Annotated in this window: 21 protein-coding genes; all 21 read right to left on the bottom strand. The window is 38.4% G+C overall.

The window, feature by feature from the left end; translation table 11 throughout:
* Positions 1-96: 96 nt before the first annotated feature.
* The 21 genes from rny to MHI10_RS05055 all read right to left on the bottom strand — a co-directional run bounded on the left by rny (position 97) and on the right by MHI10_RS05055 (position 25,122).
* The gene (rny, locus tag MHI10_RS05155; RefSeq protein ID WP_340789148.1) at positions 97-1,650 is read right to left on the bottom strand and encodes a ribonuclease Y; all 1,554 of its coding nucleotides are present in this window, start codon (positions 1,648-1,650) and stop codon (positions 97-99) included.
* A 329-nt stretch (positions 1,651-1,979) separates the two neighbouring features.
* Positions 1,980-3,053, bottom strand: coding sequence for a recombinase RecA (gene recA, locus MHI10_RS05150; RefSeq protein ID WP_340783572.1), 1,074 nt, complete (start codon positions 3,051-3,053; stop codon positions 1,980-1,982).
* 177 nt (positions 3,054-3,230) lie between these two features.
* A complete protein-coding gene (locus MHI10_RS05145; protein ID WP_340783571.1) occupies positions 3,231-4,484 on the bottom strand; it encodes a competence/damage-inducible protein A in 1,254 nt (417 codons plus the stop codon).
* Between the two features lie 185 nt (positions 4,485-4,669).
* On the bottom strand, positions 4,670-5,248 hold the full coding sequence (gene pgsA, locus MHI10_RS05140) for a CDP-diacylglycerol--glycerol-3-phosphate 3-phosphatidyltransferase (RefSeq protein WP_340783569.1): 579 nt from the start codon (positions 5,246-5,248) through the stop codon (positions 4,670-4,672).
* Between the two features lie 47 nt (positions 5,249-5,295).
* Positions 5,296-6,210, bottom strand: a complete 915-nt coding sequence (locus MHI10_RS05135) for a helix-turn-helix domain-containing protein (protein ID WP_340783566.1) — start codon at positions 6,208-6,210, stop codon at positions 5,296-5,298.
* A 64-nt stretch (positions 6,211-6,274) separates the two neighbouring features.
* Entirely contained in the window at positions 6,275-7,072 is a 798-nt protein-coding gene (locus MHI10_RS05130; RefSeq protein ID WP_340783565.1) for a DUF3388 domain-containing protein, read from the bottom strand.
* Between the two features lie 434 nt (positions 7,073-7,506).
* Positions 7,507-8,235 carry an elongation factor P 5-aminopentanone reductase gene (ymfI, locus tag MHI10_RS05125; protein WP_340783564.1) on the bottom strand — a complete coding sequence of 243 codons (729 nt, stop codon included), beginning with the start codon at positions 8,233-8,235 and terminating at the stop codon, positions 7,507-7,509.
* Positions 8,232-9,536: an EF-P 5-aminopentanol modification-associated protein YfmH gene (yfmH, locus tag MHI10_RS05120; protein WP_340783563.1), complete on the bottom strand. Its 1,305-nt coding sequence runs from the start codon at positions 9,534-9,536 to the stop codon at positions 8,232-8,234. Before yfmH ends, ymfI begins: the two co-directional genes overlap by 4 nt.
* A 3-nt stretch (positions 9,537-9,539) precedes the next feature.
* The gene (gene yfmF, locus MHI10_RS05115; protein ID WP_340783562.1) at positions 9,540-10,802 is read right to left on the bottom strand and encodes an EF-P 5-aminopentanol modification-associated protein YfmF; all 1,263 of its coding nucleotides are present in this window, start codon (positions 10,800-10,802) and stop codon (positions 9,540-9,542) included.
* Between the two features lie 177 nt (positions 10,803-10,979).
* Complete coding sequence (locus tag MHI10_RS05110) at positions 10,980-11,939, bottom strand: ABC transporter permease (RefSeq protein WP_340783559.1); 960 nt, start codon at positions 11,937-11,939, stop codon at positions 10,980-10,982.
* A 1-nt stretch (position 11,940) separates the two neighbouring features.
* Positions 11,941-12,987 (bottom strand): ABC transporter permease, encoded by a 1,047-nt coding sequence (locus MHI10_RS05105; RefSeq protein WP_340783557.1) that lies wholly within the window; start codon positions 12,985-12,987, stop codon positions 11,941-11,943.
* A complete protein-coding gene (locus MHI10_RS05100; RefSeq protein ID WP_340783555.1) occupies positions 12,988-14,529 on the bottom strand; it encodes an ABC transporter ATP-binding protein in 1,542 nt (513 codons plus the stop codon).
* Between the two features lie 423 nt (positions 14,530-14,952).
* Entirely contained in the window at positions 14,953-16,035 is a 1,083-nt protein-coding gene (locus MHI10_RS05095) for a BMP family lipoprotein (protein ID WP_340783553.1), read from the bottom strand.
* Between the two features lie 61 nt (positions 16,036-16,096).
* Positions 16,097-16,825 carry a GntR family transcriptional regulator gene (locus MHI10_RS05090; protein ID WP_340783552.1) on the bottom strand — a complete coding sequence of 243 codons (729 nt, stop codon included), beginning with the start codon at positions 16,823-16,825 and terminating at the stop codon, positions 16,097-16,099.
* A 206-nt stretch (positions 16,826-17,031) separates the two neighbouring features.
* Positions 17,032-19,335 (bottom strand): FtsK/SpoIIIE family DNA translocase, encoded by a 2,304-nt coding sequence (locus MHI10_RS05085; protein ID WP_340783550.1) that lies wholly within the window; start codon positions 19,333-19,335, stop codon positions 17,032-17,034.
* A gap of 184 nt (positions 19,336-19,519) precedes the next feature.
* A complete protein-coding gene (locus MHI10_RS05080) occupies positions 19,520-21,187 on the bottom strand; it encodes a ribonuclease J (RefSeq protein WP_340783548.1) in 1,668 nt (555 codons plus the stop codon).
* Between the two features lie 256 nt (positions 21,188-21,443).
* Positions 21,444-22,358: a 4-hydroxy-tetrahydrodipicolinate synthase gene (gene dapA / locus MHI10_RS05075; RefSeq protein ID WP_340783547.1), complete on the bottom strand. Its 915-nt coding sequence runs from the start codon at positions 22,356-22,358 to the stop codon at positions 21,444-21,446.
* A gap of 15 nt (positions 22,359-22,373) precedes the next feature.
* On the bottom strand, positions 22,374-23,414 hold the full coding sequence (locus MHI10_RS05070; protein WP_340783546.1) for an aspartate-semialdehyde dehydrogenase: 1,041 nt from the start codon (positions 23,412-23,414) through the stop codon (positions 22,374-22,376).
* Positions 23,415-23,496: 82 nt separating this feature from the next.
* Positions 23,497-24,087, bottom strand: a complete 591-nt coding sequence (locus MHI10_RS05065; RefSeq protein ID WP_340783545.1) for a dipicolinate synthase subunit B — start codon at positions 24,085-24,087, stop codon at positions 23,497-23,499.
* Positions 24,080-24,856, bottom strand: coding sequence for a dipicolinate synthase subunit A (locus MHI10_RS05060; protein ID WP_340783544.1), 777 nt, complete (start codon positions 24,854-24,856; stop codon positions 24,080-24,082). Before MHI10_RS05060 ends, MHI10_RS05065 begins: the two co-directional genes overlap by 8 nt.
* A complete protein-coding gene (locus tag MHI10_RS05055) occupies positions 24,853-25,122 on the bottom strand; it encodes a YlmC/YmxH family sporulation protein (protein WP_340783542.1) in 270 nt (89 codons plus the stop codon). Before MHI10_RS05055 ends, MHI10_RS05060 begins: the two co-directional genes overlap by 4 nt.
* Between the last annotated feature and the right edge of the window lie 98 nt (positions 25,123-25,220).

The raw sequence follows: 25,220 nt of genomic DNA, 5'->3' as shown, positions 1-25,220 counted from the left end.
AACACCCATTTGATCATAAATAATCAAATGGGTGTTTCGTTATTTTTCGATATAATTGCAAATTGCTCTTATATTACCTACGTAAAATATAATGAATTATTTTGCGTATTCGACAGCACGTGTTTCACGGATTACAGTCACTTTAATATGCCCTGGATAATCGAGCTCTTCTTCAATTCGTTTTCGAATATCACGCGCTAAACGATGTGAAGCTAAATCATCAATTTTCTCCGGGTGTACAATAATACGTACTTCACGACCTGCTTGAATCGCAAAGGATTTTTCAACGCCTTCATAGCTTTCAGAAATTTCTTCTAGCTTTTCAAGACGACGAATGTAGTTTTCAAGCGTTTCACTTCGAGCACCTGGACGAGCCGCTGATAATGCATCCGCTGCCGCAACAAGCACTGCAATAACAGAAGTAGCTTCCGTATCTCCGTGGTGAGAGGCGATCGAGTTAATAACAACTGGATGCTCTTTATACTTCGTTGCTAGCTCCACACCAATTTCTACGTGACTTCCTTCTACTTCATGGTCAATAGCTTTTCCAATATCATGCAATAAACCTGCTCGACGTGCTAATGTCACATCTTCACCTAGCTCAGCAGCAAGTAAGCCTGCTAAATGTGCAACTTCAATCGAGTGCTTCAAGACGTTCTGACCATAACTTGTACGGTATTTCATGCGTCCTAAAATTTTCATTAAATCTGGGTGTAGGTTGTGAATGCCTACTTCAAATGTCGTCTGCTCTCCCGTTTCACGGATTTGTTCATCCACTTCACGGCGAGATTTTTCAACCATTTCTTCGATACGCGCTGGGTGAATACGACCATCTTGCACTAGTTTTTCAAGTGCTAGACGTGCTGTTTCACGGCGAATTGGATCGAAGCCAGATAAAATCACTGCTTCTGGTGTATCATCAATAATTAAATCGATACCCGTAAGCGTTTCCAGTGTACGAATATTACGTCCTTCACGTCCGATGATACGACCTTTCATCTCATCGTTCGGTAAGTTTACAACCGACACTGTTGTTTCTGCAACGTGATCAGCTGCAAAACGTTGTAAAGCAAGCGATAAAATTTCACGCGCTTTTTTGTCAGAGTCTTCTTTCGCGCGCGTTTCAGATTCTTTCGTCATGACTGCGATATCCGTTGAAAGTTCTTTTTCAACTTCCTTCAGAATAATATCCTTCGCTTCCTCACGAGTAAGTGCTGCAATGCGCTCCAGCTCTGTTTTTTGACTTGCAACCAGTTCTTCCACTTTGCTTTCTAACTGTTCAATATGCTGTTGTTTGCTTGTTAGCGCTTCATCTTTGCGCTCCAAGCTTGTCTCTCTTTTGTTCAGAGCATCATCTTTGCGATCAAGATTTTCTTCTCTTTGCAATAAACGGTTCTCTTGTTTCTGAAGCTCGCCACGACGGTCACGGATGTCATTTTCTGCTTCAGTACGAAATTTGTGAGTTTCATCCTTTGCTTCAAGTAGTGCTTCCTTTTTCAATGCATCTGCTTCACGTTTCGCCTCTTCAACGATTTGCTCTGCAATATGCTTGGCACCAGTCACTTTTGATTCATTCACTTTTTTCATGTAAACATAGATAACAGCACCACCGACAGCGAGTCCTAGCAAAACAAGGAGTATTGATTCCATCATAGCATTCTCCTCCTAAGCCCATATGTCTGATGTTCAAGACGGCAAAATCGCCCTAAAAAAGACATTTTGCCTATTTCATTTCAAAATTTAGAAATTATACATGTTAATTGTATAATTCCATTTTGGCAATGTCAAGATTAGCCGCATTGCATATGATTTTTATATCTTAGTTCCTGCGCAATATGAATCATTCTAAATGTTGTAAAATGATTTCCGCGTTTATAAATAGTATCCCATATGTAAAAAAATATCATTTCGACAGTTAGTCAAAATGATATTTTCTACCGAATTTATACGCTATATGTTGTTACGTGGGAAATTTCAAATTACTTATTTTCTTCTGTCAATAAGTCTAATTCTAGCTCTTCCTCTTCTTTTTCTTGGTGATCATGAGCGCCAATTGTATAGCCTAACTCACCAATTCCAAAGTTTTGACGGATTTTTTCAGCAACTTCATCACGAATTGCTGGATTTTCCTTAAAGAATTGCTTCACGTTCTCGCGGCCTTGGCCAATGCGGTCATTGTTATAAGAATACCATGAACCACTTTTTTGGATAATATCTAACTCTGCACCAATGTCTACGATTTCGCCTTCTTTTGAAATCCCCTCACCGTACATAATATCAACTTCCGCTGTACGGAATGGTGGTGCTACTTTATTTTTTACTACTTTAATCTTTGTTTTGTTACCAACGATATCCGTCCCTTGTTTAATCGCTTCACCTCTACGAACTTCTAAACGGATTGACGAATAGAACTTTAACGCACGTCCACCAGTAGTCGTTTCAGGATTTCCGAACATAACACCAATCTTTTCACGAACTTGGTTAATGAAAATAGCTAATGTATTTGATTTATTAATAACACCCGATAATTTTCGTAATGCTTGAGACATTAAACGTGCTTGGAGACCCATATGTGAGTCACCCATTTCACCTTCAATTTCCGCTTTAGGTACTAATGCTGCTACAGAGTCAACAACAATAATATCAATTGCACCTGAACGTACTAATGCCTCAGCAATTTCAAGTGCCTGCTCTCCTGTATCCGGTTGTGATAATAATAACTCGTCAATATTAACACCTAATTTTTGCGCATACACTGGATCTAAAGCGTGTTCGGCATCAATAAATGCTGCTGTACCACCATTTGCTTGAATTTCTGCAATGGCGTGAAGCGTGACAGTTGTTTTACCTGAAGATTCAGGTCCGTAAACTTCTACAATACGTCCACGTGGATATCCGCCTATACCTAGTGCTGTATCAAGCGCGATAGAGCCTGAAGAGGATGTTTCCATCTTGCGGTCAGTTGCTTCCCCTAGCTTCATAACAGAACCTTTACCGAATTGTTTTTCAATTTGTTTTAACGCCATATCTAACGCTGTTTTACGATCGCTCAAATTATTTCCTCCTTAAGAAAAAAACCTAATTTGTAATTTATATTCCTATTATACTCGGTAATGGCATCACATTGCAAGAAAAAAGCGAACGTATTTTCGGTTTTCACTTCAAACTGAAGAAATCAGCCTCATTTTTCATTTAAAATGATATTTTGCTTAATTTTATTTAAATAATTTTCACTTTTTATAACCACTTTTCACTAATTCACGCATTAAAAAACTATACGTAAATTTCACAGCCCGCAATCGATTCGTATTGCGCGAGCCAGAAAGATGTAATTGATATGTGAGTGGTTGTTCATCCCCAATACAAATCGCTATCCATACCGTACCCGCTGGTTGACTCCCATGACCAGTAGGACCCGCCGCACCAGTCAAGCCAACACCAATAGCAGTGTTGAATCTTTCCTTAACTTGCACGGCCATAGCTGCCGCGCATTCACTACTTACAACACTATATTGATCGAGCAAAGCTTTTGAAATGCCTAATTGTTCGATTTTCGCCTGCTCCGTATAAGTAATAACACCACCAATAAGTGCCCCACCTACCCCCGGAACTTCGGCAAGCTCTGATTGGAATAGACCTGCTGTTAAACTTTCCGCTGCTGCAATCGTCAAGTCATTATCCAGTAATCGCTCTACTAATTTTGATGCTAGTGAATCATCATCATTGCCATAATGATAATCCCCTACAAGCGCTAGGACTTGCTGTTTTTTGTCGTTAATTAATTGCCAAGCAGTTAGCTCGTCGTCAGCCTTTGCTGTAATGCGGAGCGTCACCTCGCCATCAGAAGCCAATGGCGCCACTGTTGGATTAGACTGATCATCTAAAATCGCTTGTACTTGCACTTCTAATGCTGCTTCACCAATGCCATAAAAACGTAGGACATGTGAAATGATAACTGCACCATCATGCATTTTCGCTGCTAATTTTGGCTTCGCTTCAAACTGAAACATCGGCTCTAATTCTTTTGGCGGTCCAGGTAATAAAATATACGTATGATTGCCATTTTCGAACAGCATTCCAGGTGCCATCCCATGTCGATTTTCGAGCACGTCACACCCCTTTAAAACAAGTGCCTGCTTACGATTATTTTCAGTCATTGGTTGTTTATGTTTTGCAAAAAAGGCTTCAATCGAACGAATAGCTACTTCATCCATAACTAATTCTGTTTTCAAATGCTTGGCAATCGTTTCTTTTGTTAAATCATCCTTCGTCGGACCAAGCCCACCAGAAAAAATAATTAAATCCGCACGACTTTCCGCAATTTTAATCGTCTCCACCAATCGCTCGGCATTGTCCCCTACCACTGTATGATAAAAAACGTTAATGCCTAATTCTGATAATTGATTCGAAATAAATTTCGCATTTGTATTAGCGATTTGACCGAGTAATAATTCCGAGCCTACTGCAATGATTTCTGCATTCATGAAACGTCACCATCCTATCCAATTTTATCTTGTCTTTATGAAAAGCTACATAATCCAAAAATCATCATTTCGGTTAAGAACCAAAATGATGATTTTTGACTGTATTACTTGATTGCATACTTGTTTATGCGCACAATTCACAGCTTGTTTCAAAAGCGACCCCTCGCACTAATCAAAATTTTACTTTATTTTGATTCTAACAATGCACGACGGTTAATATAGAAATAATCCCATCCTGACCATACTGTGAAAATTAATGCGATGTACAACATAATATCGTCAAATGGAATACCTACTAATGTGAAAATCGTATTGTGTAAAATTAATGCTGAAATCGCGACAATTTGTGCCCAAGTTTTAATTTTTCCAAGTTGATTTGCGGCTACAACTTCTCCTTGGCCAGCTAAAATTAAACGTAAACCTGTAACAGCGAACTCACGAGAAATAATAATAATGACAATCCAAGCAGGGGCCAATCCGATTTCAACAAGTAAAATAAATGCTGCTGAAACGAGTAATTTATCCGCTAATGGATCTAAAAACTTCCCTAAATTTGTAACTAAATCGTATTTACGTGCATAATAACCATCGACCCAATCCGTTGCTGAAGCAAAAATAAAAATCAACGCTCCGATAAAATAGTTGACTTGCATTTCTGCACCAAACAGCGTCATAGTACCCCAGCCGAAATCAAACATCATTACAATCACAAATATTGGGATTAAAAGTATGCGTGAGACTGTAATCTTATTTGGAATATTCATTTTCTAACACCTTTCATTTGAAAGAAAATAGCCATCTTAGACGATGACTATTGTTCCTGTTGTTCTGTAACTAGCTTCAAAATAATGTTTTGTGTAGTACGATCTTGTGCATATGTTAATTCTACATCATTCACAAAGACTTTTACCACTTTTGAATTCCCTAATCGAATTCGTGCATAGGCATTTGCTGTCGAATCATTTTCAACAACTTCTCCCGCTTTATATACTCGGTCCGTAATTTGTTCTGTTGCTCTTTTCCCTGCAGTAGCTTCATCTCGGATACCTAACCATGTATCACCCGATACTACTAAGCGAATATTTAACGTATCTGTTCCTGATACTTCATAAACTGTATTCTCTCCATTTACGACACCTGCACTAATGGCTTGTGTCACGACAGGTTCTTCTACAATCGGTACTTCTGGTTCGTTATTCGTTTCAGTATCTTTCTCGTCCGTTGAGTCAATTACATCTTTTGGTTGATCTTTATTAGCATTGTTTTGTGCATATTCAAATGGTTTATTAGTATCATCTGTAGTATCCGGATTTTTCCCCGTCTTTTGTACCATTAATGTCCAACTAACGACAATTATAACAATCAAAAATAAGCCCGCAATAACTTTTGGCATTGCTTCCATCGTTTTACTTGAAGTTCTTGAAGCCATTCTACGACGACTTGGGCTTTGTGAAAAGGACTGTGCCACTTCCTCTTTTTGCACTTCTGGTACGTCTTGTCGATAGTCCATAAATAGTTGATCTGCATCGAGTCCAACCGCTTCAGCGTATTGTTTAATAAATGCTCGTACATAAAAAGAACCTGGCATAATTGAATAATTGCCTTCTTCAATCCCGATTAAGTACCGCTTTTGAATTTTCGTTATTTCTTGTAAGTCATCTAAGCTATGGCCTTTAGCTAATCTCGCCTCTTTCAAGCGAGCTCCTAGTTCTGTCAAAAAAAACACCTACTTCTTAATATATTCAATTTCTAGTATACCTTATAGGAAAAGGTAGCAACATCCTCTATGTTTATAGGTTAAAACTACCAAATCCACCAAAATTATTAGTTTCAGATAATCCATTATTTTTTTCAATAATTTCATATGTTATTTCTTCGTCGGGATGATGACGCAATTCAATAATATAATCAAAATCCTCTATTTTATATGGGGAATGTTGGACAAATAAATCGGGATGTTCAATTACTTTAATTGTAGACATACCCATCATTTCTCTCACAAGTTGCTGATGTCGTTCATCTGTCGCACGACGCGTTACCGCTCCATCCAAAATAAAAATATTATTGCCATTAAACTCATCGCCCATCAGTGTGTTTCGAATTGTTTGCTTAATCATTGTAGAAGAAATAAATATCCATTTTTTATTCGCACAAACGCTGGCCGCAACAATGGATTCAGTCTTTCCTACACGTGGCATTCCTCGGATCCCAATAAGCTTATGTTCATCCTTTTTAAATAATTCTGCCATAAAATCAACTAAGATTCCTAACTCATCACGGACAAAGCGAAATGTATTTTTTTCATCAGCGTCTTTTGGAATATAATGACCATGACGTACAGCCAAACGATCGCGCAATTTTGGTTGGCGGAATCTTGTTACATTAATATTTTCCATTGTCGATACAATTGAAATAAAACGTTGAATGGATTCTTCGTTGTTTGTAGATAATAGCATTCCGCGATGTGCCTCATCTACACCATTAATCGAAACAATATTGACACGAAGCATACCAAGCAATGAAGCGATATCCCCTAATAATCCAGGTCTATTTACTTGAATTTCATATTCGAAATACCATTCACCCATTAAAATCTATCCCTTCATTGAATCAATTACGCCTTAGCGTAATTGCGTCCAGATTTTTTTCGAGCTCGCTCGAAAAACTCCCCTTAAAATCTGTGACATCCGCCAGGGCTTAACTTAATACAGCTGGGATTTGAACCCCGACTGAATAGATTTGCATATTCGGCATCCACATCATACTTAAATTTGAAGGGAATTTCCGCTGTATTAAGTTAAACGTATAATTTCTTTATTAGTTCCATAATAGCCGATTTTCTATGCAATTAAAAGTTCGATTGTACTGTTTTTCGCCTTATTTTTAATAAATTTATCTTCATTCAACAAAATCTGCAGCTGTATAGATTATTCTCCCATTATTCTACCTAAAAAAGATGCCGCTCACTTTTGCTGAGTGACATCTTATTCTGGAAAATGATTTTTTTAGTGACCGTTCGTCATTATATGTACCATCCACCATTTACGCGCAATATTTGCCCCGTTACATAATCTGCTTGACCGCTGAACAAGAATGCGACCATATTAGCAATATCATCTGTTTTCCCAAATGTTTGTAACGGAATTTGTTCCACTATATCAGTTCGTTCCTGCTCATTCAGCATGCCATTCATTTTCGTATCAATAATCCCTGGTGCAATGCCGTTTACACGAATGCCATTATAGGCTGCTTCCTGAGCATATGCCTTCACAAAGCTATGTTGCGCGCCTTTTACAGCTGAATAAGCAACTTCACCAGCCGCGCCAGCATCTCCCCAAATGGAGCCAATTAAAAGGATATAACTGCTCGGATTGGCTCTTAGCTTCGATGCTAGCAAAGCTGTTGTCTGCATCGGATTTTGAACGTGTACCTTCCAAAGTTTCGCCATTTCATTCACAGGTGTGTCTTCTAATAGCCCATAATATGCATGACCATTTGCAAATAGTATGGCCTGTAACGAGAATATTTGACTCGCTAACGTTTGTGCACCATCATCTAAACTAAAATCCGCATGTACGATTAAAAATTCTTGTTTAGGATAGCGCACGACTAATTGCTCTAGCAACACTTGCACCTTTTCTACATTCGCGTTGTAGTGCAAATACAGTGACCAGCCATCCTCTGCTAACTTGTTGCAAATGGATTGGCCGATTTCACCCGAAGCACCACAAACTAATGCGAATTTTTTCATTGTGCTGCGCGTTCACTCACCGGTAAAACCGTAAATACCGTTTGTTGTTCTTCCCCTTGAATCGTTTTAAATGCTTCTGTCACATCCTCGACTGTCAGCTGTTCCAAAGCAGGTACGACATCAAATAAATTCATGTCATTAAATTCATAGCGTGTAAATTGATTTGCAATAAATTCAATCGAGTTCAATGCACGTAGGAAGAAGCCGATTTTTTTACGCTTAATTCGCTCTACATCATCCGTCGTGAATAAATTTTCTTGCGTTGCTTGCGCTAATTTATCTTTGATCGCTTGCACTAACTGATCAGGTTTTTCCGTATCCGAGCCAATAAGCGCAAACCCATAACCCTTTTCAAGTGAAAAATCATACGCATACGATTCATCAATTAAGCCACTTTCATAGATATCTGTATAAAACTGAGCTGCGCGACCAAACAAGCACTCTAAACCAATTTGTACAGCTAGCTCATGCTTTAACATTTGCTCGCCACTCAAGTTTGTTTCTTTAGCTTTTAAACCGACATACACTTTTGGCTTTTGAACATCCATATGAAGCACGCGCTCTTTAATGGCAACCGTTGTAGGCTCCTCATCAAATAAACGTGTAATTTCAGTCGCTTCTGGGAATTGCTTTTTATTTTGGTCCTCTTCAATAAACTGCATCATTTCCTCAGGGTCAACTGCACCAATAACGAATAAAAGCATATTGGAAGGGTGATAAAACGTATTATAGCAAGTGTATAAATGTTCTGCTGTAATGCCATCAATCGATTCAATTGTACCTGCAATATCAATTTTCACTGGATGTTGGTGATACATATTTTCAATCGCACCAAAATAAAGACGCCAATCTGGTGAATCATCATACATCGTAATTTCTTGCCCAATGATCCCTTTTTCCTTATTGACCGTTTCTTCCGTAAAATACGGTTCTTGAACGAAATTCAATAATGTTTCTGTGCTTTTATATAAGTGGTCTGTTGCAGAAAATAAATACGCTGTTCTTGTAAATGACGTATAGGCATTTGCTTGTGCACCGACTTCACTAAACTTTTGGAAAACGTCGCCATCTTCTTTTTCAAACATTTTATGCTCTAAAAAGTGAGCAATGCCGTCTGGAACGGTAATCGGTTCTGTTTCACCAAGCGGCACAAATGTACGATCAATCGAACCGTATTTTGTTGTAAACGTTACAAACGTTTTGGAAAATCCTTTTTTAGGCAAAATATAGACATCTAAACCGTTTGCTAATTGCTTATAATAAAGTGTTTCATCTAGTTGTTTAAATTCAATCGTTTTCACGGATTAATCCTCCTTACCGCATAAGAAATACGTTGCCTCAAGCTTCAATTGCTGGGCCATTCGCTGTACATCTTCTTTCGTTACTGCCTGCCATCGCGCTGTCCATTTCTCTAATGTAAATGAATCTTTTAATTCTTTGTATTGGTCAAAAATTTCAATTTGACCACGCGCTGAATCAAGTGCTTCTTTTAATTGATTGATTAACATCGCCTTTGTTTGCGCTAATTCTAAATCGGTAATTTCACCATTTTGAAGTGCAACTAACTGCTCTGCAATGACTTCTCGCGCCTTTGCTTCATTTGCAGGCTCAATTCCCGAAACAACAAACAATAAGCCGTATTGTGCAGCGTAGGAGCTTGAAGCATAATATGCTAAGCTTTCACGTTCACGTACATTCATAAATATTTTTGAATGAGCATACCCGCCAAAAATCCCATTAAAAATTTGCATTTTAGGGAAATCTTCGTCACCAAAAACAACGGGTGTATGATAGCCGATATGCAGCTTCCCTTGCTTCATCTCTTGCGTTTCTTTTGTATAGCCTTTTATGTTTTCAGGTACTTCCTGATTGCGTTCGGTTTTCTTTACTTCACGATTTATAAATGGCAATGCTTCTTTAATTTTAGCTGTCATTTGCTCAACATCGATATCCCCAACGACATAAATATCAATTGCATCCTGATTTAACATGTCTTCATACGCTGCCGTTAAAGACTCTGGTGTAATCGCTTTTATTTCGTCAATTGTGCCATTCGCTGAAATCGATGCTGGGTGGTTTGGACGTAATATTTCCATTATGCGCTTTTGTGCAAAACGAGATTTATCATCAAAAATGGATTGAATCCGTTGAATAACCATTTCCTTCTCACGTTCAACAATCGATTTTATAAATACATTGTGTTCAAAGTTTGGCTTAAAAATCGCATCATGAAGTAATCCAATTACTTCATTTAATACGCTATCATGCGCTAAATAGTTATCATTTACTGTTTCAACATTCATTAGTACTGTATGCTCTTCTCCACGTTTTGTCGTATCAAAATAGAGCACCGCCCCAAATAAATCATCTAAATAACTACGGTACGCAGCAGACGTTGTAAACCTTGCATTACTATGCTGAAGTACATTGGATAATACTGTACGTTCAGAAGCATTTTTTTCGGTTAATTGTGTTCGCCATTTCACCGAAAAATTGACCGTCTTAAATTGGGCTGTTTGTCGTATATGAAGTGAAACACCCTTCGCTAATTGTGTCGTTAAAAACAAAAAAACCCCTCCTGATTACCTAAATAAATACTTATACTCCTACTATACATCTGTTTTGCCATTTTGTGAAAATTATTCTTACTCTACACCATTCTATTGTATTGTTCCCAAATCAAAAAAATTATAAGCAAGAAAAAACTGCCCACACATTTTTTTGCTTTGTGTAGGCAGATTTTTTTATCGTTTCCCCTTAATATACGGTTGGCCGGACGCTTTTGGCGCAGTAGCTTTCCCAATAAATCCTGCAAGTGCAAGAATTGTTAATACGTAAGGTAAAATTTGAAGATATACAGCTGGAATGTCTTGAACGTATGGAATTAATGAACCCGTGATACTTAATGTTTGTGCTAAACCGAAGAACAGTGCTGCACCTAATGTACCAAGTGGATGCCATTTACCAAAAATCATTGCTGCAATCGCCATGAAACCTTGCCCTGCAATCGTTGAACCTGAGAAGTCTGAAGATACCGTCATCGCTAATGCGGCACCACCAATACCACCAAGTGCACCTGAAATCATAACCGCAATATAACGCATTTTCGTCACATTAACACCCATTGTATCTGCTGCCATCGGGTGTTCCCCAACTGAGCGTAAACGCAAACCAAATGGTGTTTTGTAAATAATAAACCACGCTAAAATCGCAACTGCAAATGCTAAAATCGACACACTATAAACATCATGGAATAATAATTTACCAAAGAACGGGATATCCGCTAAATATGGAATTTCAAAGCGTTGAATCGGTGCTTGAATCATATCTGTTTGTCCTTTTTGATAAATCAATTTCACTAAGAATACTGCGATCGCAACGCCAAGCATATTTAATGCGACCCCTGTTACCGTTTGATCGGCGCGGAATGACACCGCCGCAACTGCTAGTAATAGGGAGAATACCGCTCCCGCAACTAATGCTGCTAAAATACCAACCCATATAACATTTTTTCCAAATACATCATAATACTCTAAATTGACATAAATCCCTGTGAAGGCACCAATAACCATAATCCCTTCTAACCCGATGTTAACAACACCTGAGCGCTCAGAGAATACCCCGCCGATACCTGCAAAAATTAGCGGTGTTGCGTATAATATCGCGGAAGGGACAATGAAATATAACACATCTAAGAAGCTCATGTTACTGGCCCTCCTTTTTCTTTCCGAATTTTTGTAAAGCTAATCGGATAATATAACCACTTGCTACGAAGAAAATAATTAAGGCGATAATAATCGATACGATTTCTTCTGGAATACCGGCTTCGTTTGGCATATTTAATGCCCCGTATTTCAATGAGCCAAATAAAGAGGCACCAAATATAACTCCAAGCGGCGTGTTTGCACCAAGTAAGGCAACCGCAATTCCGTCAAATCCAATACCTGAGAATCCTGCTTTAATCGATGCATTTTGGAACGTACCTAAAGCTTCCACCGCACCGGCAAGACCGGCAAATACACCCGAAATCGTCATCGCTAAAATAATGTTTTTGTTGACACTCATCCCAGCATATTCAGCAGCATTTTTATTGAAACCTACTGATTTTAGCTCGTAACCACGTGTCGTCTTTTCTAAAATAAACCACATGACAAACACCATTAATAACGCAACGATAATTCCTAAGTGTAAGCTCGAATTATCGGTAATTTCGCGTAACCATGGCATGCGTAATGTTGCACTTTCTAAAATTGTTGGCGTTTTAAAACTACCATCTGTTAAGCTTCGAATAACAGCATTCGTAATATATAGTGCTGTATAGTTTAACATGATGGAAGCAATTACTTCATGCACCGATAATTTCGCTTTCAAGAAGCCCACAATAAATGCCCAGAAAGCACCCGCTGCTGCCGCTGCAACTAAAGCTAATGGCAAGTGGATGAATCGCGGTAAGTCAAATGCATAACCGACGTATGCCGCAGCTAACCATCCCATTAATAATTGCCCTTCTACCCCAATATTAAATAGTCCTGTACGGAATGCAAATGCTACCGCTAAACCTGATAAAATATACGGTGTAATTTGTCGAATTGTATTTCCGATTGAATAGGAATCTCCAAAAATACCGTTCCATAACGCCGTATAACCTAATACTGGATCATAGCCACTGGCAAGCATAACAATTGCCCCAACGATTAAACCAATAATGATTGAAACAATAGGAACGAGTATATTTACTACACGATTTGACATTTATTCGTTCCCCTCCTTAATAGCCTTCTCTTTTCGTTCTTCGCCGGCCATTAATAGTCCTAGTTCTTGCTCAGTTGTTTCTTTTGGATTTACCGTATCGATAATTGTTCCATCATAAATAACAGCAATTCGGTCTGAAACATTCATTACTTCATCCAGCTCAAATGAAATTAAAAGAACAGCTTTTCCTTTATCACGTTGTTCAATTAAGCGCGAGTGAATAAATTCAATCGCTCCTACATCTAAACCACGCGTTGGTAATGCAGCGATTAATAAATCTGGATTACGATCAATTTCACGCCCAATGATTGCCTTTTGTTGGTTACCACCAGAAAGCGCGCGTGCTGGTGTCGTTTCCCCTTGCCCTGAACGAACGTCGAACTCTTTAATGATTTGACGTGCTTTTTCACTTATTTTTTTGTAATTCATAATGCCGCCCTTAGAAATCGGCTCTTTGTAATACGTTTGTAATGCGATATTATGACCGATTGAGAAGTCCAATACAAGTCCGTGCTTATGGCGGTCTTGTGGAATATGTCCAATACCTGATTCGGTAATTTTACGCGGCTTTAATCCCGTAATTTCCTTGCCATTTAACGTAATTTTACCGCTCTTCACTTTTCGTAAACCTGTAATCGCTTCAATAAGTTCTGATTGTCCATTGCCATCAATACCCGCAATTCCGACAATTTCACCTTTGCGAACGTTTAAATTTAAACCTTTTACTTTTTCAATATTGCGGTAATCGGTTACAAATAAATTTTCGATTAATAAAATTTCTTCGGCTGGTGTCGCGTCTTTTTTCACCGTTGTAAAGTCTACTTGGCGTCCAACCATCAATTCCGCTAGTTCATCTGGATTCGTTTCAGCTGTAATAACCGTCCCAATTCCTTCACCTTTACGAATAATCGTTACGCGGTCGGATACTTCCATAATTTCTTTTAATTTATGGGTGATGATGATGATTGATTTCCCTTCTTTTATAAGAAGCTTTAAAATGCTCATCAATTCCGTTATTTCTTGTGGTGTTAACGATGCTGTTGGTTCATCGAAAATTAAAATTTCTGCACCGCGGTACAATGTTTTTAAAATTTCAACACGTTGTTGCATCCCTACCGAAATATCTTCAATTTTTGCATAAGGATCCACATCTAAATTGTATTTTTTAGATAGTGCGGCAATATCATTCGCTGCATCCTTTATATTAATGACACCTAGTTTAGTAGGTTCACTGCCTAAAATAATATTTTCTGTTACAGTGAAGTTCCCCACTAACATAAAGTGTTGGTGTACCATCCCAATCCCTAAATCATTGGCTTTATTAGGGTCTGTAATTTTTACGGATTCCCCACGTACTTTTATTTCACCAGCTTCCGGTTGATAAAGACCGAAAAGCACATTCATTAAAGTCGACTTACCTGCACCATTCTCTCCTAGTAGCGCATGAATTTCGCCCTTTTTTAATTGGAGGGTGATATTATTATTTGCTACGAAATTACCAAACTCTTTGCGAATTCCGAGCATCTCAATCACATGTTCCACTTGATTCACTCCCTTAGGCTTATATTAGGATAATTTTTTTAAATTAACACATGACAGCTTTTCTATCCTCACTCGAATAAAGAAAAATCTTTCATCTATCAACTTTTCATTATTATAACTTTCGCTAAACATTAAAAATAACCTTCTTCTTTAGAACTTTCACCGAACACCTGTACTTTCCTACCTTTAAAAAGAACGCTTACATCTTCAAACATATTGATGTGACCATGCAACGGATTGAAAATTACAAAAAACCACAAAATCATCATAGGAGATATTTTCCCCTATGATGATAATCGTACCTAAATCAATTACGCCCCTGCGTAATTGCGTCCAGATTTTTTCGAGCTCGCTCGAAAAACTTCCCTTAAAAATCTGTGACATCCGCCGGGGCTTAACTTGATTCTGCTGAATCAAGATAAATTATTTAAGTGATTCAGAAACCTTAATTTCACCAGAAGCGATTTTTTGTTTATATTCTTCTACTACATCTAATACATCTTGTGGAATAGCACCACGAGAGTCAGCTAAGCCAACACCGTCTTCAGCTAAACCGTATACAAGTGTTTGTCCACCAGGGAATTTTCCATCTTTTGCATCGTTAGAAACTTCCACTACTGCTTTGTGAACACCTTTTAACATTGAAGTTAATGTAATGTTCGTTTTGTCATCCACTCGACCTTCTTCGTATTGGTCAGCATCTACGCCGATTACCCATACATTTGCATTCGGATCTTTTGCTTTACGCTCTTTTGCTTCAGAGAATACACCGTTACCCGTTTGACCAGCTGCGTGGAAAATAATATCTACACCTGAAGAGTACATACCATTTGCAGTACTTTTACCTAAACCAGCATCATCGAATTTCTCTGTATAGATACTTTTAATTTCGATATCAGGATTTACTGCTCTTGCACCTTCAAAGAACCCTGCTTCGAAACGGTTAATTACTGGGATACTATTCCCACCTACGAACCCTAATTTACCTGATTTAGACATTTTAGCAGCTGCAACACCCGCTAAGAACGCACCTTCTTGCTCTTTGAATAAAAGGTTTACTACGTTTGGCGCGTCTACTTCAGCATCAATTAATGCTAACTGAGCATTTGGATTTTCATTTGCGATTTCTTCAATTGCATCACCCATTAAGAAACCAACACCGAATACTAAATCGAAATCACGGCGTAATAATTTGTTTAAGTTTGAGTTGTAGTCAGCATCTGATTCTGATTGTAAGTAATCATAACCTTGTTTTTCAGTTAAATTGTTGCTAGCTCCGAAATCTTTAATTCCTTCCCAAGCTGACTGGTTGAATGATTTATCATCTACGCCACCAACGTCAGTTACCATTGCAACTTTAAATTCATCACCAGTTGTTTCTGATTTTGAATCAGAATCTGCATTGTTGTTTGAAGTATCTTTTTCTTTGTCGCTACCGCATGCTGCTAAAATAGCACCTGTTGCTACTACTGATGTGATTAATAAACCTAATTTACGCTTTTTCATGAATGAGTCCTCCTCAAAGGGTTTTGTAATTAGCAGGAATTAAATAGTTGAATCACTTGTTCTACACCCGTTTACGTACTACATGGAAACTGAATTTGTCAGCTCTAAAATAATTTTTTGAATAAAGTACGACGCGATCATTCTCGTCGTAATGAAGTTGTTTCAAAATAAGCAACGCCGATTCTGGCCCACATTTTAAAATAGGTGAGACTACATCGTGGAAACCAACTGGATCAATATATGTGACTGCGTATGCAACACGGATGTTCCCAGTTTGTTCTAATGCCGAAAAAATTGAAACGTTTTGGTTACTAATAAACTCTGCCGGCAATAAGCTCGCAGGAACACGATCAACACAATATACAACTGGCTCGCCATCTGCTGTTCTAACACGTTCAATCGTGACTACATTGTCATCAATGTCTGCTTGGAATCGTTCGGAATCTTCCTCGGTCGCCTTTTCTTCCTGCGCACTCATAAAAATCGTACCTGGAACCATCCCTGCATTTTCAATCATCGAAGAAATACTCGATAAATGTTCAATGCCTGAAGTGAAAAGGGGCTTCGGATTTACAAATGTTCCTACACCGTGGCGTCTTACAATAATGTTTTCTTCTTCCAATAGTCGAAGTGCTTCACGAAGCGTTGCACGACTCACACCAAGTGTTTTTGAAAGTTCAAATTCAGATGGCAGTTTTTCATTCTCTCGATAAATTTCTTTATCGATATCTGACTTTAATCGGTCAATCACTTGTAAATACAAATGACGATGATCCGCCTTAATTGTCATTTTGTATCACCACCATAATATAGAGATCAGACATCTGATGTACAACATTCCTACTAATTCGTGATTAATATAACATTTTCATCGATAAAAGAAAACATATTTATAGTAATGTGACATACAATAATTCATTTTTAGTCATTTTAATTGCTATTTGTACGGAAAAATTAACAATTTGAAAGTTGAGAAACTTGTGAATTAACGGACTTCTACAGGCGATTTCCTAATACTTGTCTTGGTTTACTACCTTCTGGTGGTCCAACAATTCCCCGTTGTTCCATTTGATCAATTATTCTCGCTGCACGTGAATAGCCGATGCGGAATTTTCGTTGCAACATTGAGACAGAGGCGGTTTGCATTTCATAAATAAGTCTTACCGCATCATCATATAACTCGTCCGTTTCATCTAGTTCGTTGCGAATCGGTTCATCGGTTGGAATCATCGCCTCTTCATATTGTGCCTTTTGCTGTTGGATCACACTATCGATAACATGTCCTACTTCCTTATCGCTTACAAAGGCCCCTTGAACACGCGTAGGTTTCGATGCACCTGCTGGTAAATAAAGCATATCCCCTCGCCCAAGTAAGCGCTCTGCACCGCCCATGTCCAAAATCGTACGCGAATCGACTGCCGAAGAAACAGCAAAAGCAATACGTGATGGAATATTTGCTTTAATAATACCTGTAATGACATCGACAGAAGGACGTTGTGTCGCAATAATTAAATGGATGCCCGCTGCACGTGCCATTTGAGCAAGACGTGTAATCGCATCCTCTACCTCATTTGACGCAACCATCATCAAATCTGCCAACTCATCAACAATGACAACAATGTATGGCAATTTTGGTTGGTGTTCTATTGCTTGTTCATTATATTGATTAATATGCTCATTATAGCCCTCTATATTCCTTGTGCCCGACATGGAAAATAAATCATAGCGTCGTTCCATTTCTGAAACGACTTTCTGTAACGCTTGTGCCGCTTTTCGTGCATCCGTTACGACAGGTGCCAATAAATGAGGTATACCATTATAAACACTTAATTCCACCATTTTCGGATCAATCATCATCATGCGAACTTCGGAAGGTGTTGCTCGCATAATAATCGACACGATGATGCCGTTAATACAAACACTTTTCCCACTACCGGTTGAACCTGCAACGAGTAGATGCGGCATTTTATTTAACTCCGCTGTAATCGCTTGTCCTGTGACATCTCGTCCTAAGCTCACCATTAATTTTGAATCAGGTTTGTACTGTTCCTTGGCCTCAATCACTTCTCGCAAAGTCACCATCGATACTTCACTATTGGGCACTTCTATCCCAACAGCGGATTTCCCTGGAATCGGTGCCTCGATTCGAATATCCTTCGCTGCTAATGCAAGGGCTAAATCATCTTGTAGCCCAACAATTTTACTTACTTTCACACCCGTATCTGGCATGACCTCGTATTTTGTCACCGCAGGACCTAAATGTACTTGCGTTACTTTTGCCTTTACTCCAAAACTAGAAAATGTTTGCTCTAATTTTTTTGCATTTTGTTGAATAATCGAATATTCACCACTTTGATCCTGTTCTGGTGGCGGGTTTAATAATGTGATTGGCGGTAAAATATAGGACTGCTCTGAAGCAGTGTTTGGCACATGATTCACTTCTTCAAGTGATACTCCTTCTTCTTCAACGACTGGTTCTCTCATTTGTTCATTTCTTATGTTTTCCACAAAGTTTGAAATAACCGGCTCTTCTTGTATTGGTGTGTTCAAAATAACAACCTGTTCTTCATCTGCCGCTTCCTCCGCATAGCTTGGCTCCTCTTGTCTACGCCGCGAACGGTTTCCTCGTGCGGCCCTTGGACTTGGGTTTGAGCTTGGGTCTGGGTTTCGATTCGTTCTCCTTAACACTCCCTTTAGTTTAGGTGCCTTTTCTATTAATAAAGGGACAAAAGCCTTTCCCGTAATTAGGATAATACCGATTGCCATAATGACTGTTGCTGCTATTTTCGCCCCAGCTGCATCAAACAATACGTGTAACACGCTAAATAGAAGTCCACCAATCATCCCACCGCCTAATGCATTACTTCGATTGACGATGCCTTCTGTGCTAATTAAAATACGCCATGTTTCCTTTAATATTGAATTTGAAATTAACGCATTTGCTGTATAAAGTTGTTCAAATAATAGGCTATGACTGAAAATGGTTAAGCTTGCCCCGACAAATAAAACACCATAAACAATGCGATTATTAAAAGCAACTCCTCTTCTACGTACCATTAGCATGCCCGCTATTAAAAAACACAACACTGGTACAATAAAATGCAAGTTCCCAAAAAGGAAAATAGCAATGGAAAATGTCCACCTTCCAATAATGCCAAATTCAAAAAATTCAATGACAGCAAAAGCAATTAATAATAAACCAATGATTTCATAGGCAAGCGGATGTAGCTCTTTGTCTTGATTCGTTGCCTTTGTTGTTGGTTTCGACTTTGCTTTTATATTTTTCGTTTTACGTTTCAACGGGTTATTCACCTACTTTATTTCAATGAGAGAAAAAAAGGATTTCCTACACCCTTCGGCAAGAAAACCCTTTTATTATCAATTATACATTGGCATAATTGCGTCTTTCAGCGTCTATAGACAACTGCTGATAGACGTTATTAATCAATTACGCCGGGGCTTAACTTGATTCGGCCAAATCAAGTTAATATTCCATAATAATTGGAATAATCATTGGACGACGCTTCGTTTTTTGGAATAAATATTGGTTTAAAGAATCACGAATTTCTTGTTTAATGTTTGTCCATTCGAACGTTTCTTTACCAACATATTTTTCAATTACTTCACGCGCGATATCTGCTGCTTCTTCCATCAATTGCTCTGATTCACGAACATAAACGAAACCACGTGATAAAATTTCTGGACCCGATGCAATTTTCTTTTGTGCGCGGTTTAATGTTACGACTACGATGAAAATACCATCTTGAGATAATAATTTTCGGTCTCGTAATACAATATTCCCAACGTCACCTATACCGATTCCATCGATTAAGACGTTACCAGCTTGTACACGTCCTGTCATACGCACTTTACCGTTTTTATACTCGACAATATCGCCTTTATCTGCGATGAAAATTTGTGATTTTTGTAAGCCAACTTCTTGCGCAAGCTTAGAGTGAGCAATTAACATGCGGTACTCACCTTGAATTGGCACAAAATACTTTGGTTTCATAAAGTTTAACATTAATTTTAAATCTTCCGCACTACCATGACCTGAAACATGCACTTTCTTGTTTGAAGTCAATACAGTTGCACCAGCTTTAGCGAGTTGGTTCATCGTATTAAACATTTGCACTTCCATGCTTGGAGACGGTGTAAATGTAATTAATACTGTATCGGTATTTCTAATTTTGACATCTCGGTGGTGTTTACGCACAATTTTATCAAGTACATCAAGTGGTTCACCTTTGTTACCTGTTGCCATAACAATAATTTCATCATCTTGATATTTATGAATTTCGTTAACAGGGATTACTAGATCCTCGTCTACCTCTAAATAGCCAAGGTTTACACCGATATCAACGATTTTTTCTAAAGATTTTCCGACAACTGCCACTTTACGATAAGATTTAGCAGCTTGACTGAATACTTGTTGAATACGGATAAAGTTTGATGCATATAGCGCAACGATAATACGACCCGGCGCAGAAAGGAATGTTTTTTGAAGTTCCTCTGCAATGACTGATTCACTCGTAGTATGTCCTGGACGTTCTGCCTCCATCGATTCAGAAAGTAGCATTAATACGCCTTCTTCACCAAGCATCGCCATTTTCGCTAAATTTGGTTTAAATTTACCTGTTGCAGATTGGTCAAATTTAAATTCTCCCGTATGAACAATCGCCCCTTCAGACGTATGGAATACAATTCCTAATGAATCAGGGATACTATGTGTCGTATGGAAGAACGTCACATGTGTCGTAACGAAGTTCATACGGCTATTGCTTGTTACTTCAAAGAACTTTACTTGATACGGTACTGGTAATTCTTTTAAATGTTCTTTCGCTAATGCGATTGTTAATTTTGAACCGTATACTGGTGCTTTTACTTTTTTCAATACATAGGCAATCGAGCCAATTGCATCTTCATGTCCATGTGTTAAGAAAATTCCTTTTACACGATCTTTATTTTCTTCTAAGTACGTAATATCTGGAATGACAATATCAATTCCGAGCATTTCGTCCTCTGGGAACATGAGCCCACTGTCTACTACGAAAAGCTCTTCGTCGATTTCGATTACATACATTGATTTTCCGATTTCGCCAACTCCGCCTAACGGAATGACACGGATTAGTTCATTTTTATTTTTTGTCACTTCTTTTTCCTCCTAAATTGTTCCGAACAGCAACCACTTAATTTTCATTATACGGTGAGAATGATAAGAGTACAAATAAAAAAAAGGGAATTTCTATTTGAATGTAAATTCGTCATTCCTTTCCAACCTATTTTTCCCGTTTGATACTTTCAAATATTATATTAGGATAGTCTTTGTGAGGCGCTTAATCCTATAAACCTGATAAAAAAAGTGACATTTCGACATATTGTCAAAACGCCACTTTTTGTTTTTTAGATTATTTTTCTTCTTGTAAAGCGCGGAATTTCTTCGCTTTTTCTTGATACGTATCCCATACTTGATCGAATGCCACTTTTTCTTCCGGTAACATTTCCATCATCGGGAGACGCACATCTAATGTATCAAATCCAAGCTTTGTCATTGCATACTTGATTGGTGACGGATTCGGCTGAGCAAATAGCGCACGCACTAAAGGCAATAATGCGCGGTGAATTTGTCCTGCTTCCTCATGTCGCCCTTCTTCAAACGCACGAATCATTTGCTGCATATCATTTCCTACAACATGCGAAGCGACTGAAATAATCCCACGACCACCAATTGCAAGTAGTGGTAATGTTAAACCATCATCTCCTGAGTACACGTAGAAATCTGAATCGACATTTTCAATAATATCGCCCATTTGATCTAAATTACCGCTTGCTTCTTTAATGCAAACAATATTTTCAACATCCTTGCTCAAGGCAATCGTTGTTTCCGCTAAAATATTGGCACCCGTACGTCCTGGAACATTATAAAGCATAATCGGGAGCGCCGTTTCTTTGGCGATTGTCTCAAAGTGAGCATACATGCCACGTTGATTTGGTTTATTGTAGTACGGTGTTACGAGCATAATCCCATTTGCACCATTTTCCTCCGCTTTATGCGTCATAGCGATTGAATAGGCCGTCTCATTATCTCCTGTACCTGCGATTACTGGCACACGCCCAGCCACTTTTTCTACTGTAAAACGAACAACTTCAATCTTTTCTTCTGTAGACATCGTTGGATTTTCAGAAGTTGTACCACAAGCAACAATAGTATCTGTTCCGTTTTCTATTAAAAAATCTATAATACGTTCTAGCTCTTGATAGTTAATCGCGCCATCTTTCGTAAATGGCGTAATCATAGCTGTTCCAATACGACCAAAGTCCATGTAAATACACTCCTTTTATAGTAAGTTATCCTCTAACATTGCTTCAGCGATTTGAATCGAATTCAATGCCGCACCCTTTAATAAATTGTCTGCAACAATCCATAGATGGAATCCCTTTTTATTATCTAAATCTTGACGAATACGACCTACAAAAATTGGTTCTTCATTTTCAGCAAAAAGGGGCATCGGATAAACTTGCTGTGTAATATCATCTTGTAAAACAATGCCTGGTGCATCTTGTAATGTCGCAAAAATATCTTGCACAGTCGCTTCCTGTTCTAACTCGATATAAACTGATTCTGAGTGACCAGATACGACAGGAACGCGCACACAAGTTGCTGCAACACTCAATTCTGGTGCTTCCATAATTTTTTTTGTTTCATTAATCATTTTCATTTCTTCATATGTAAATCCGTTGTTCGTGAACTTGTCAATTTGTGGAATGACATTACGTGCGATCGGATAATGTTTTGCATCTGATTTAACAGGCAGAACATTTGCCTCCACATTTTTACCAGCTTCCCACTGCGTACTTTGTTCACGTAACTCATCAATTGCTGCAACTCCAGAGCCTGATACTGCTTGATAAGTTGAAACGACCACTTTTGTTAAACCAAATTTTTCACGGATCGGCTGAAGTGCTGCTACCATTTGAATTGTTGAACAGTTCGGATTAGCAATAATCCCTTTTGGAATATTTTTTAGGACGTGGCGATTCACTTCTGGCACGACTAGCGGCACTTCTGGATCCATGCGGAAATGACTCGTATTGTCGATAACAATTGCGCCTCGTTTTGCTGCTTCTGGTGCAAGTTTTTCTGAAACGGAACCACCTGCTGAGAATAAGGCAATATTGACGCCTTCAAAGCTTTCTGGTGTCGCTTCTTCGATTGTATACGTTTGACCGTTAAATTCGATTGCCTTACCAGCCGAACGTGCTGAAGCTAAAAACTTTATATGTTTAATCGGAAACTTACGCTCAATAAGTTTTTCCATTAATTTTGAACCAACTGCTCCTGTTGCTCCCACTACTGCAACTATCAATTGCTTTGTCATTTCTCATCTCTCCTAAAATAAACTAGATACATAATGTTGGATATTGTAACATAAATAATTTGAATTGTGTAAGTTTATTGGATTATTTAAAAAATTGTATAATTATTGGTTGAACTTGTTTTTTATGAGTGAGAGAATATTCCACAGTTTCGAGCATTTTTGTGAAATCTGCTATAAGCGACGTCGGTTTTAGAACCGGATCATCCTGCCCAAACGGAATAAAATAAATGTTCTTCGCATTCATTAATTTCATTATATTTATGCCATTTAGCCCTAAGGCATCATTCGTTGAAATTCCCAAAACAACAGGTGAACCATTTCGTAATGTCGCCTTTGCAGCCATCAAAACAGCACTATCCGTCGCAGCATTGGCAAATTTACTAATTGAATTTCCTGTCATCGGTGCAATTACCATACAGTCGAGCGGATTTCTCGGTCCAAATGGCTCTGCTTCTACAATGGAACTTACTACTTTTTCTCCTGCCAAAGCCTCAATTTTTTCGATCCACTCTGCTCCTGTACCAAAGCGAGTTGCCGCATGTAATACAGATGGTGTAATGATCGGTACGACAGTTGCCCCTACATCACGAAACTGCTGAATTTTAGGGACAACCTCTTCATACGTACAATGTGAAGCCGTTATTCCAAGTCCTATTCGCTTTCCTTCAAGCATTGTTTTCCCTCCCAATAAGATCGAGCATCGTTTCATACATGATTTTAGCTGCTGCTTGCGGAAAGTATTTCCCAGGTAATGCTGGCAACAACTCATATTGCGATAAAGTGAGTTCTTTCAAGCATCCTGGTGCAGATGCTATGTCATAAATCGGACATTCGATGAATTTTGTATACTCTTTTGTCAACCAAGCATCTGGAATTGTATTAATGATCATATCGGCTGAACATTGATTTTTCTCATCTAAATAAACCCCTGTATAGCCATACGCAATTGCCTCGGCACATTGTGTTTCCGAGCGAACAGCTATATGAATATCGGCATGCATGCGACTTAAAAATAATGCGAGTAATTTTGCCACTCGCCCAAAACCTGTAATCACAATCTTTTTTCGTTGAACACTTATCCGCTGCTGATAAAGGTGAGCTAAAAAACCTTCCGCAGTAAGTGCTGCATTTTTCCAAATAAACGCTTCATTTTGCAAATAAAAAATCGGTTTTGTATTTCTTAAATGTTTGGTCCAATGGTCATCTAAACGACCCGCAAATACGAGGACTTGATTGATACCAAATAGTTCAGGAACCTCAATTTTCAATGGCTGGATTGGTAGCACAAGTATCGTTGGATGAAATTCAAGTGCCGCCTTATTTAAAGCGTCATCCCACTTGTTTGTGCTTTTGTAATATACCGTGCGTTGATGATCCGTTAATTCTTTCGCAAGCAACTTCATCCGTTCATCCGTCCCTACAATAAGCCAACGCTCTGTCATTCGGTCGGATGATTAATCGATGAAGTAGTTTTTTGAAATAAAATACGATCCTCGCCTATTAACAAAATCTCTTCCCAAGGAATATATTTAATCGCTGGTGTTTTCTTTTTTTGAAATGGCATTTTCACCATTTGGGCAGGCATTTCAAATCCAAAAATTTTACCCGTTTTTGGATCAAAAATACATTCTGTCTCCGCTAAAAAACCATAGCGAATCCCCTTTTCCATCTCGATTAATTCCTTTTCAGCAAGCTCAGATAATAGCATCCTCATCCTCCTCTTCAATGAGCTTATGATTACTATATGCATTGAAAGTTTTGATTGTGCTTTCTTACCTTTAAAATTTGCAGTAGACATTTCTAACC

It is taken from the genome of Solibacillus sp. FSL K6-1523 (assembly GCF_038005225.1).
In the GTDB taxonomy this organism is placed as follows: domain Bacteria; phylum Bacillota; class Bacilli; order Bacillales_A; family Planococcaceae; genus Solibacillus.
Note: the sequence above shows the minus strand (reverse complement) of the source record. Positions and strands in the feature narration are given on the sequence as shown.